Origin of the sequence: Enterococcus sp. S183_ASV_20 (assembly GCF_018919685.1) — a bacterium.
GTDB lineage: Bacteria > Bacillota > Bacilli > Lactobacillales > Enterococcaceae > Enterococcus > Enterococcus faecalis.
Genome location: NZ_JAHLRI010000069.1, coordinates 1 through 11,221 on the forward strand (window position 1 = coordinate 1; position 11,221 = coordinate 11,221).

Consider the following 11,221-nt stretch of genomic DNA (forward strand, 5'->3'; position numbering starts at 1 on the left):
ATCAAAAAGTGGCCACTGAAACATTAACTGATTTGTTAGCAATGGACTGGCCTGAATTAATGATTTTTCCGTTAAAAGTACCGAAACAACTACGTTTACTAATTGGTTGGACAGGTAGCCCTGCGTCCACTTCAGACTTAGTTGATCGAGTCCATCAATCAAAAGAAGAAAAACAAGCGGCTTATGAGCAGTTCTTAATGAAAAGTCGGCTTTGTGTCGAAACAATGATTAATGGCTTTAACACAGGAAAAATTTCTGTTATTCAAAAACAAATTACTAAAAATCGCCAATTGCTCGCCGAATTATCTTCACTGACTGGTGTGGTAATCGAAACAGAAGCCTTGAAAAATCTTTGTGATTTGGCTGAATCTTATACAGGAGCTGCGAAATCTTCTGGCGCTGGCGGGGGCGATTGTGGGATTGTAATTTTCCGCCAAAAATCTGGGATTTTACCATTAATGACTGCTTGGGAAAAAGACGGAATTACCCCACTGCCACTTCACGTCTATACCTATGGTCAAAAGGAGTGTAAGGAGAAGCATGAATCGAAAAGATGAACATCTATCATTAGCTAAAGCGTTCCACAAAGAAAAAAGTAATGACTTTGATCGTGTGCGTTTTGTTCACCAATCGTTTGCTGAATCCGCTGTTAACGAAGTGGATATTTCCACTTCGTTTCTTTCTTTTCAGCTTCCCCAACCTTTTTATGTCAATGCAATGACAGGTGGTAGTCAGCGTGCAAAAGAAATTAATCAGCAATTAGGCATTATTGCCAAAGAAACTGGCCTTTTAGTTGCGACAGGATCTGTCTCGGCAGCGTTAAAAGATGCTAGTTTAGCGGATACGTATCAAATTATGCGAAAAGAAAACCCAGATGGACTCATTTTTGCCAATATTGGTGCAGGCTTGGGTGTGGAAGAAGCAAAGCGAGCGCTTGATTTATTTCAAGCGAATGCCTTACAAATCCATGTAAATGTGCCCCAAGAATTGGTCATGCCTGAAGGAGATCGTGATTTCACTAATTGGCTAACCAAGATTGAAGCTATCGTACAGGCCGTAGAAGTGCCTGTCATTGTCAAAGAGGTTGGCTTTGGCATGAGCCAAGAAACCTTAGAAAAACTCACCTCTATCGGCGTTCAAGCAGCGGATGTGAGCGGCCAAGGCGGAACGAGTTTTACACAAATTGAAAATGCCCGGCGGAAGAAACGAGAACTTTCTTTCTTAGATGATTGGGGGCAATCAACGGTCATCTCTCTTCTGGAATCACAAAATTGGCAAAAGAAACTAACTATTCTCGGCTCTGGCGGTGTGCGTAACTCTCTTGATGTTGTCAAAGGACTCGCTTTAGGTGCCAAAAGCATGGGAGTTGCTGGGACTATCTTAGCTTCCCTTATGAGTAAAAATGGTTTAGAAAATACCTTAGCCCTTGTACAGCAATGGCAAGAAGAAGTGAAAATGCTTTATACTCTTTTAGGAAAAAAGACGACAGAAGAATTAACGAGTACCGCACTTATCCTCGATCCAGTTTTAGTTAATTGGTGTCATAACCGTGGTATCGACAGCACTGTTTTCGCAAAACGTTAAAGAGACCAGAACATTAATGTTCTGGTCTCTTTATTTGAGTTCTTTTATCCTACATAAGCATCTAAGATAATTTGTTTTAGTTCACTAATTAATGGTTCTTTCGGATTTGCAGTTGTACATTGGTCTTCATATGCAAGTTCTGCCATACGATCAACCGTTGTGTCTAATGTTTCTTGTGAGACACCTTGGGCTTTCAAGTTCATGTCAATTCCGACTGATTTACCTAAGTCTGCTACTGCTGTTGCTAAAGCTTCTACTAATTCTGCGGTAGTATTTCCTTTTAAGCCTAAGAATTTTGCAATGTCTGCATAATCAGTATCGGCGCGGAAGTAATCATATTTAGGGAACATTGCGTGTTTTGATGGATCTTTCGCATTGTAACGAATAATATGTGGTAATAAAATCGCATTTGTACGACCATGTGGAATGCCATATTCCCCACCAATTTTATGAGCAATAGAGTGACAAATACCTAAGAATGCATTGGCAAATGCCATCCCTGCCATGGTTGATGCATTATGCATTTTTTCGCGAGATTCCATATCTGGACGTTTCACTGAATTTTCTAAATGATCGAAAACTAACTTGATTGCTTGTAAACTTAAACCACGTGTGTAATCTGAAGCCATCACGGAAACATAAGATTCAATAGCATGTGTTAAAACATCCATACCTGTATCTGCAGTGACTGAAGCTGGCACAGACATTACGAACTGTGGATCAACAATCGCTACATCTGGTGTTAACGCATAGTCTGCTAACGGATATTTCACGTGTGTTTCACTATCAGTAATAACGGCAAATGGTGTAACTTCTGAACCAGTTCCTGAAGTAGTTGGTATACAAACAAATTGTGTTTTTTCTGGTTTGGCAATTTTATATGTCCGTTTGCGGATATCTAAGAATTTTTGTTTTGCACCAAAGAACTCTGTATCTGGGTGTTCATAGAACATCCACATGCCTTTCGCCGCGTCCATTGCAGAACCGCCACCCAAGGCAATCACTGTATCTGGTTGGAAATCAACCATCATTTTGGTACCTGCATAAACAGTATTTGTTGATGGGTTTGGTTCAACATCAGAAAATACTTCGATTTTCACATCATTTTTACGTTTTTGTAGCTCTTTACGTACGATATCTGCATAGCCAAATTGAACCATACCTGGGTCACAAACTAACATGACACGTTCAACATTTTCCATTTTTTGTAGATATTGTAAAGAATTTTTTTCAAAGAAAATTTTTGGAGGTAATTTAAACCATTGCATATTATTTCTCCGTTTCGCTACCGTTTTAATATTAATTAAGTTAATGGCTGATACGTTTTTAGAAACAGAGTTTTTCCCGTATGAACCACAACCAAGTGTTAAGGATGGAATCATTTCGTTATAAATGTTACCGATACCGCCTTCTGCTGACGGAGTATTCACTAAAATACGACAAGCTTTCATACGTAAACCAAAAGCAACTTGTAACTCTTCATCTTCTGTATGAATTACTGCTGTATGTCCTAAACCACCTAAGTTTAACATCGCTTCACATAGTTCAAAAGCATGCTCTGCATTGTTTGATTTCATCATTGCTAAAACTGGCGATAATTTTTCTCTTGATAATGGATATTCTGGACCTGCACCTTCTAATTCAGCGACTAAAATTTTTGTGCCTTTTGGTACGCTAATTCCTGCTAATTCAGCAATTTTTTCTGCAGAGTTACCGACAATCGCTGGATTTACTGCGTATTTGCCTTCATTCATCACTGCATCTTCTAGTTTTTGTAATTCATTCGGTTTCACGAAGTAAACGTTGTGTGCTTCAAACTCAGCTTTGACAGAAGCATAAATTTCTTTATCCACAATGACCGCTTGCTCAGAAGCACAAATCATTCCATTATCAAATGATTTTGAAACAATTAAATCATTAACCGCACGTTTTACTTTAGCCGTTTTTTCAATATAAGCTGGTACGTTCCCAGGACCAACGCCTAGTGCTGGTTTACCTGTTGAGTACGCAGATTTTACCATGCCTGCGCCACCAGTTGCTAAAACAATGGCAATCCCTGGATGATTCATCAAAGCAGATGTTGCATCAATCGATGGTTGTTCAATCCATTGAATACAATTTTCTGGTGCACCTGCTGCAATCGCCGCATCCCGTACAATACGTGCCGCTTCTGCCGAACATTTTTGTGCGCTAGGATGGAAAGCAAAAACAATTGGATTTCTTGTTTTTAAGGCGATTAGTGATTTAAAAATAGTTGTTGACGTTGGGTTTGTTGTTGGTGTGACCCCACATACCACGCCAACTGGCTCAGCAATTTCCATTAAACCGGTTTGTTCGTCTTTGTTAATTACACCCACTGTTTTATCATGTTTAATATTATTCCAAATGTATTCAGATGCATACATATTTTTGATTGCTTTATCTTCATAGATTCCACGGCCAGTTTCTTCGACAGCCATTTTTGCTAAAGGCATATGTTGGTCTAACGCCGCCATCGCCATTTGATGGACAATGTGATCTACTTGTTCTTGTGTAAAATCTTCCATTGCTTTTAAAGCGACATTCGCTTTTGTTGCTAATTCATCAATCATTGATGAAACATCAACTGTTTCTGTCTTTTCTTTTTTTACTGTTTTAACCATGTTCATCCTCCTAAGAGTTTCATTTTAAAAAAACTTTGTTAACTATTTCACATTCACATCATACAACATAAAATGAATCTTGTAAATAGTTTTTGTGATATTTTTCACAACTATTTATAATTTTTTTTATCTCAAAAAAAAAAAGACCTATTCTTTTTTCTAGAATAAGTCTTCAATATCATGCCAGTCCCTTAAAGGATTTTTTGATGTCTGTGCCAATAATTGTTGATAGTCAAAAAATTCATTCGGCTTAACCTTCTGAATGTCTTTGCGACAGTCTTTGACAGATAAACGGGCTTGCTTTTTCCAACGATAGGTGAGTAAATAAGTCAATAAATCTTCTTCGTTGATGGAAGAATAACCTAGTTCACGAAAATTTTGGCACTTCTTTTTAATACTTTTATTGAGCATTTTTTGTTGTAACCAACTTAATTTTTCCTTTGTCATGGGCTCTTCTCCTTCCAACCAAGTGAAAGATTGCTCACTTTTTAACTATCTTCCAACACTATAAAAAGGAACCTTTTTTGTAAACTTAATAGTTAAAAAGGACTTAGGACGTAAGTCCAAATGACCTACCTTCCTAGTCCTACATTTTAAGATAAACGACACGAGCGGAATAGGAATTATCTCTTCTTATTGGCTTTCTCGTGTGACTACTGGTCACAGTTTCGCCTTTGAAAAGCCTGTTCCGCTCTCTTTAACCATTAAATAAATCAGTTGAATCGTTTAGTCTTTCTTTTCTTTTGAAGGATCTGATGTTTCAGGAACTTCAGTTACTTCTTCTGTGACTGTCTCTTCAACTTCTGTGACTGGTACACTAGTTACTGCTGAATCATTTGTAACGGCAGTTCCAGGTGTTACAGTTCGAATTGCTGCAAGGTCAAATTCTAAGACAATACCTTCGCAATCGATTAAAACTGTTTTTTCATTGATTTCACTTAAAACACCATGTAAACCACCAATTGTGACAACACTATCGCCAGTTTTCATTGAGTTTAGTTGTTTTTGACGTTCTTGCTGTTGTTTCTTTTGAGAACGTGTCATGAAAAACATCATTCCTCCTAAAAGGACTAATGTAAAAATCATTGTAAATCCGCCACCCATTTGTTTCACCTCACTCTGCATTATTCACACTACTAACTGTATCAAAAAAATGCTTGAAGAACTAGTTTTTTCCTCTAATTTTTAGAAACTTTTTGCATTCGCTTTATTAAAGCCATATTCTTCAAAAAACGCTTGTCGGAATTCTAATAAATTGTCGTCCATAATTGCTTGACGGACATTTTTCATTAAGTCTAACAAGAAGTATAAATTATGATACGATGTTAAACGGATTCCGAATGTTTCATCACATTTAATCAAATGACGAATATAGGCCCGCGTATAATTACGACAAACATAACAATCACATTTTTCATCAAGCGGACGAAAATCGCTTGCATATTGGGCATTTTTAACAACCAAGCGACCTTGTGAAGTCATACAAGTACCATTGCGCGCAATACGTGTTGGTAGCACACAATCAAACATGTCAATCCCACGAATCACTCCATCAATTAATGAATCAGGGGCACCCACACCCATTAAGTAACGTGGTTTATTTTCAGGAATTAACGGTGTCGTAAAGTCTAAGACTCGGTTCATTTCTTCCTTAGACTCACCAACAGATAAGCCACCAATCGAATAGCCAGGAAAATCCATACTCACTAAATCTTTGGCACTTTGACGACGTAAATCTTCAAATCCCGCACCTTGAACAATACCGAATAATCCCTGTCTATCAGGATTCGCATGGGCTTTTAAGCCACGCTCAGCCCAACGAGAAGTCCGTTCAATCGAACGTTTGACATACTCATAGCTTTCATCAAATGGTGGACATTCATCAAAGCTCATCATAATATCTGATCCTAATTTATTTTGAATATTGATCGCTTTTTCTGGAGAAAGGAACATTTTTGAACCATTTAAATGATTTCTAAAATGCACACCTTCTTCTTCGATTTTCCGCATATCACTTAATGAAAAGACTTGGAAGCCACCTGAATCAGTTAAAATAGGTTGATCCCAGTTCATAAATTTGTGTAAACCGCCTGCTTCTTCGACTAAATCTTCACCTGGGCGTAACCATAAATGGTAAGTATTACTTAAAATAACACCGGCACCCATTTCTTTTAATTCTTCTGGTGACATTGTTTTAACTGTCGCAAGTGTACCTACCGGCATAAACATTGGTGTTGGAAATGTGCCGTGAGGAGTAATTAATTCACCTAAACGCGCACCTGTGTGTTTATCTTTTTTGATTAAACGATAACGAATGGCTGGTTCCGTCATTCATTTCCCTACTTTCTACTATAATTTGTCCTCCCATCATCATACTTTTTTTTTATTGAATTTGCAAGGATTTCTCAAGGTTTCTTTTTTCAAAAAAGGATCCTTAAAAAACAGCAACTAGTTCAAATAATTCAAATGAACTAGTTGCTGTTTGGCACTTATTTTGTCGCTGTATATTTTTCTAAATCTTGCATCGCTGTTTTCACAATTTCAGGGGTAATTTTTTGTTTCATATAATGAATCGTTTCGCCTTCTATACAAGCACGTTCTGCCACTTCTTGATACTCGGCTTCAGTTAAGTCCATCTCCATTTCTTTTAAAGAAATAGGCAAACCTAGTTGGTGATAGAAAGGAATCAATTCAGCGATTTCTTGCCATTTCTCTTCAATGGCTAATTGAACAAACACACCATACGCCACTTTGTTTCCATGCAATTGTCGATGGCTAGCTGGCAGCAAAGTTAGGGCATCATGAATGGAATGGGCACCTGCTGTCCGACCATAATCATCGCCAAAGCCACCCACCATTCCACCAATAATTAAATTTGTTTCGATGACATCAATAAACGATTGATTTAATTGTTGCTCTTCCATCGCTTTTAAAGCATTGATACTTTCATTTAACAAAATATCGCGACATTTTTCCGCGGCAAAATGAGAAACTTGAATAGGTAACACTTGGACGTCTAACTGCGAAATAATCGCATCTGCTTCATACCATTTAGCTAATGTATCCCCAATACCTGCCACCATTAAGGACCGAGGCCAATGCAATAACACTCTTGGTTCTACCAACACCAAAGCGTTTGCTTGTGGAAAAACGTCATACCGTTCCATTGCTCCATCTTCTCGATACATTACACTCAATGGCGTACACGGCGCACAAGTAGCTGCTAAAGTGGGTAAAATAATGACCGGTAACGCCATTTTGTGTGCTAAGGCTTTGCCCAAGTCGGCCACTTTTCCTCCACCAACAGCGACGATGGCCTCTAAATGATTGTCCAGCACTTGCGCTTCTAACTCTTGCACACGTTGATCTGTACAAACACCTCCATAGTTTTCAAAAACAGCTGTTACTTTTTGAAACGTCGGAAAATACGGTTTTGCCGCTTGCCATGACTCAGTCCCGTGTAAAATGAATACACGATGAATATTTCTGCATAATAGTTGTCCTTCTAATAATTCCCACGAACCAATTTCGCAAAGATACTCTTGTGGTGTCCCTCTCACAATTAATGATTGTTCCATCTTGAAAATCCCCTTCATTTTTGACTTTTGAAAATTTTTTTGAAAAAGTTGTATTTTTTCAACTCTACTACTTTTCCTTTTACATATTCTATGATATGATAAACCACATCATAACACAATAAATTTTTATACATTTATTCGTTTTTTTTGAATATTTATAAAAATAATACAAAAAGGAGTTTACGCAAATGACCAAATGTAAAAAATGGCTACAGACGATTTTACCAATTTTATTCTTGTTGCTCTCATTATTACCTATTAAAGAAACTTTTGCAGCCGAAAACGATCCAGTCTATGACAAAATCATCCAAAAGGGAGAACTAGTTGTCGGCTTATCCGCAGACTATGCCCCTTATGAATTTCATGCAAAAGTAGATGGTGAAGATAAAATTGTCGGTTTTGATATTTCTATTGCTCAAAAAATTGCCGACGATTTAGGCGTTAAATTAAAAATCGAAGAACTAGGCTTCGATGCTCTGTTAGGGGCCTTAAAAACTGGCAAGATTGACATGGTCATCTCAGGCATGTCACCAACGCCTGAACGATTAAAAGAAGTAGCTTTTTCTCAACCATATATGAACGTTCAACAAAGAGTCATTGTTCGGAAAGAAGATAAAGATAAATTTCATTCCACTAAAGATTTCGAAGGCGTTCGTGCAGGTGCCCAAAAGCAAACGACACAAGAAGAATTAATTAAAACCGAATTAACCGGTGCTGTCCCTACTTCTCTTCAAAAAATTCCAGATTTAATTATGAATCTAAAAAATAATAAATTAGATGCAGTCGTTATGGAAGAACCGGTTGGCGAAGCCTATGTTTCTCAAAATGAGGATTTAGCTTTTGCTGATGTTACCTTTGAAAAAGGCTCAAAAGATACTGCCGTTGCTTTTCCTAAAGATGCGCCCGTTTTGACGGAGAAAGTAAATGCCTCTATTAAACAAATTAATGATCAAAAATTAATGGACGGTTATAAAAAAGAAGCCAATCAATTAATGTTCCAAAAAGATCAAAGCTTTTTACAAAAGTATGGAAAGTTCTACCTTAACGGTGCAGGCTATACCATTTTCCTAGCTTTCATTGGTGTTTTGTTTGGTGCCATTTTAGGGGCATTACTTGCCTTAATGAAGTTAGCCAATTCCAAAATTTTACGTGGCATTGCCATTGCTTATATTGAATATGTTCGTGGCACTCCTTTGCTTGTTCAAATTTTTATTGTCTATTTCGGGACAGGCGTTCTTGGTTTGGACTTATCAAAAGTAGCAGCTGGTTGTATTGCTCTTTCTTTAAACAGTGGTGCATATGTAGCAGAAATTATTCGTGCTGGTATTCAGGCGGTTAATAAAGGACAATTGGAAGCTGCTCGTTCTTTGGGAATGAATCAAAACCAAGCAATGCGATACATCATTTTCCCACAAGCTATTAAAAATATTTTACCAGCGTTAGGCAATGAATTTGTTACAGTAATTAAAGAATCTTCCGTTGTTTCAGTCATTGGTGTTTCAGAACTAATTTTCCAAGCTGGCAACGTTCAAGGAGCAAGTTTTAAACCCTTCCTACCTTACTTAATTGTATCGTTAATTTATTTCGTCCTAACCTTTACTATCTCACGTCTATTAGGTGTTGCTGAAAGGAGAATGAGTACTAGTGATTAACATTAAAAACTTACAGAAAACATTTGGAAAAAATGAAGTACTTAAAGGAATTGACTTAGAAATTGAAGCTGGTGAAGTTGTCGTAATTATTGGCCCTTCTGGTAGTGGTAAAAGTACTTTTTTACGTTGCCTGAACTTATTAGAAACACCAACTGGTGGCAGCGTTGAATTTGAAGGAAAAAATTTATTAGATAAAAATACCAACATTGATCAACTTCGTCAAAAAATGGGAATGGTATTCCAAAATTTCAATCTTTTCCCGCATAAAAATGTCTTGGAAAACTTAACGATTAGTCCTGTTAAAGTAAAAAAAGAAGCCGCTGCTGAAGCCACAGAACATGCTCTTTCCTTACTGGAACAAGTTGGTTTATCAGATAAAAAAGAAAATTATCCCGCTCAACTTTCTGGTGGGCAACAACAACGGGTAGCGATTGCTCGTGCTTTAGCCATGCGCCCTGACGTGATGCTGTTCGATGAACCAACTTCTGCCTTAGACCCTGAAATGGTGGGCGAAGTGCTATCCGTTATGAAAAATTTAGCTATTGAAGGGATGACAATGGTAGTGGTTACCCATGAAATGGGCTTCGCAAAAGAAGTCGCGGACCGTGTCATTTTTATGGATGCAGGAATCATTCAAGAAGAAGGCACACCTGAAGAAATTTTTGATGCGCCACAAAACCCAAGAACACAAGATTTTCTAAGAAAAGTTTTATAAAAAGGAGCACCTGGTATGGATCGCAAGAATATCTCAACACGTTACCAACAACCTACTGAAAATTTACTCATGGATATTGCAACATTAGCGAAAAAGACCCCAAATTTAATCGATTTATCGATTGGTGACCCTGACTTAATTACCGATGAGCGGATTATCGAACAAGCAGCTAACGATGCCAAAAATGGGCATACAAAATATACCGCTTCTGATGGTAGCGAGGCATTCATTGAGGCGGTCATTCAGTTTTATCAGTCACATTATCAATTATCTTTTCAACCGAATCAAGTCCGGGCCACAGTTGGCGCTCTACACGGGATGTACCTTGCCTTACAAGTGATTCTAAATCCTGGAGATGAAGTGATTATTCATGAACCTTATTTCTCTCCTTATAAAGACCAAGTTCTTTTAGCAGATGGCGTTCCGGTCTTTTTGCCAACCTATGAAGAAGATGGTTTCCAAATTGATGTAGCTCTTTTGAAAGAAAAAATCACGCCTAAAACCAAAGCGATTATTCTAAATTCACCGAATAACCCGACAGGCGCTGTTTTCTCTGAAGAAACTTTCAGAGAAATTGCACAGGTAGCGATTGAACACAACTTATACATTCTTTCAGATGAAGTTTATGAAGCCTTTTGTTTCCAAGAAACGTTTACTCCCATGGCTACGTTTGCTCCAGAAAATACTATCACTTTTGGTAGCTTTTCAAAAGCCTTTGCAATGACTGGTTGGCGTATTGGTTATATGATTGCCCCAGACTATATTAACGAAGTAGCCAAATTAATTAATGAAGGCGTTACGTATTCTGCGCCTACGTTGTCACAGCAAGCAGGAATCTATGCGTTACAACATTTTGACGAATTTGTAGACCCAATCGTTGAAGTGTTCCAAGCACGTTTAGAGTATGTGGCCCAACGAGTAGCAAAGATTCCTTTCCTTTCGCTTCATCCAGTCAAAGGAAGTATTTACGCCTTCATTAACATTCAAAAAACCGGACTAACTTCCGTTCCTTTTGTGGAAAAGCTTTTAAAAGAGACACAAGTATTAGTG

The 11,221-nt window shown here is 37.8% G+C and carries 10 protein-coding genes; 5 read left to right on the top strand and 5 right to left on the bottom strand.

All coding sequences use genetic code 11. The features are described 5' to 3' along the window. The coding region (locus tag KQI94_RS13880) for a phosphomevalonate kinase (RefSeq protein ID WP_216454532.1) at window positions 1–557 on the top strand (557 nt) is incomplete at its 5' end. Then, window positions 541–1,584, top strand: coding sequence for a type 2 isopentenyl-diphosphate Delta-isomerase (fni, locus tag KQI94_RS13885; protein WP_002390394.1), 1,044 nt, complete (start codon window positions 541–543; stop codon window positions 1,582–1,584). The genes KQI94_RS13880 and fni, both read left to right, overlap by 17 nt. 44 nt (window positions 1,585–1,628) lie before the next feature. On the opposite strand, the gene adhE is transcribed toward fni, so the two are convergent. From adhE to KQI94_RS13910, 5 genes are all read right to left on the bottom strand, one after another. Beyond that, window positions 1,629–4,226 (bottom strand): bifunctional acetaldehyde-CoA/alcohol dehydrogenase, encoded by a 2,598-nt coding sequence (adhE, locus tag KQI94_RS13890; RefSeq protein ID WP_002388933.1) that lies wholly within the window; start codon window positions 4,224–4,226, stop codon window positions 1,629–1,631. Between the two features lie 159 nt (window positions 4,227–4,385). Then, entirely contained in the window at window positions 4,386–4,691 is a 306-nt protein-coding gene (locus KQI94_RS13895) for a post-transcriptional regulator (protein WP_002364719.1), read from the bottom strand. Window positions 4,692–4,952: 261 nt separating this feature from the next. Continuing rightward, window positions 4,953–5,351, bottom strand: coding sequence for a preprotein translocase subunit YajC (yajC, locus tag KQI94_RS13900; protein WP_002390395.1), 399 nt, complete (start codon window positions 5,349–5,351; stop codon window positions 4,953–4,955). Window positions 5,352–5,411: 60 nt separating this feature from the next. Then, window positions 5,412–6,557, bottom strand: coding sequence for a tRNA guanosine(34) transglycosylase Tgt (tgt, locus tag KQI94_RS13905; protein ID WP_002368150.1), 1,146 nt, complete (start codon window positions 6,555–6,557; stop codon window positions 5,412–5,414). A 158-nt stretch (window positions 6,558–6,715) separates the two neighbouring features. Then, window positions 6,716–7,822, bottom strand: a complete 1,107-nt coding sequence (locus KQI94_RS13910; RefSeq protein WP_002368149.1) for an iron-containing alcohol dehydrogenase family protein — start codon at window positions 7,820–7,822, stop codon at window positions 6,716–6,718. A 170-nt stretch (window positions 7,823–7,992) separates the two neighbouring features. Between KQI94_RS13910 and KQI94_RS13915 the strand changes: the two genes are divergently transcribed. The 3 genes from KQI94_RS13915 to KQI94_RS13925 form a co-directional block, all read left to right on the top strand. Next, entirely contained in the window at window positions 7,993–9,456 is a 1,464-nt protein-coding gene (locus tag KQI94_RS13915; protein ID WP_002355770.1) for an ABC transporter permease subunit, read from the top strand. Next, a complete protein-coding gene (locus KQI94_RS13920; protein WP_002355769.1) occupies window positions 9,449–10,171 on the top strand; it encodes an amino acid ABC transporter ATP-binding protein in 723 nt (240 codons plus the stop codon). Before KQI94_RS13915 ends, KQI94_RS13920 begins: the two co-directional genes overlap by 8 nt. Window positions 10,172–10,186: 15 nt before the next feature. Further along, the coding region (locus KQI94_RS13925) for a pyridoxal phosphate-dependent aminotransferase (RefSeq protein WP_216454533.1) at window positions 10,187–11,221 on the top strand (1,035 nt) is incomplete at its 3' end.

Bases quoted from the DNA above. Each gene is read 5' to 3' on its own strand.
- fni (WP_002390394.1), top strand. From the start codon at position 541: ATGAATCGAAAAGATGAACATCTATCATTAGCTAAAGCGTTCCACAAA.
- adhE (WP_002388933.1), bottom strand. From the start codon at position 4,226: ATGGTTAAAACAGTAAAAAAAGAAAAGACAGAAACAGTTGATGTTTCA.
- yajC (WP_002390395.1), bottom strand. From the start codon at position 5,351: ATGCAGAGTGAGGTGAAACAAATGGGTGGCGGATTTACAATGATTTTT.
- tgt (WP_002368150.1), bottom strand. From the start codon at position 6,557: ATGACGGAACCAGCCATTCGTTATCGTTTAATCAAAAAAGATAAACAC.
- KQI94_RS13910 (WP_002368149.1), bottom strand. From the start codon at position 7,822: ATGAAGGGGATTTTCAAGATGGAACAATCATTAATTGTGAGAGGGACA.
- KQI94_RS13915 (WP_002355770.1), top strand. From the start codon at position 7,993: ATGACCAAATGTAAAAAATGGCTACAGACGATTTTACCAATTTTATTC.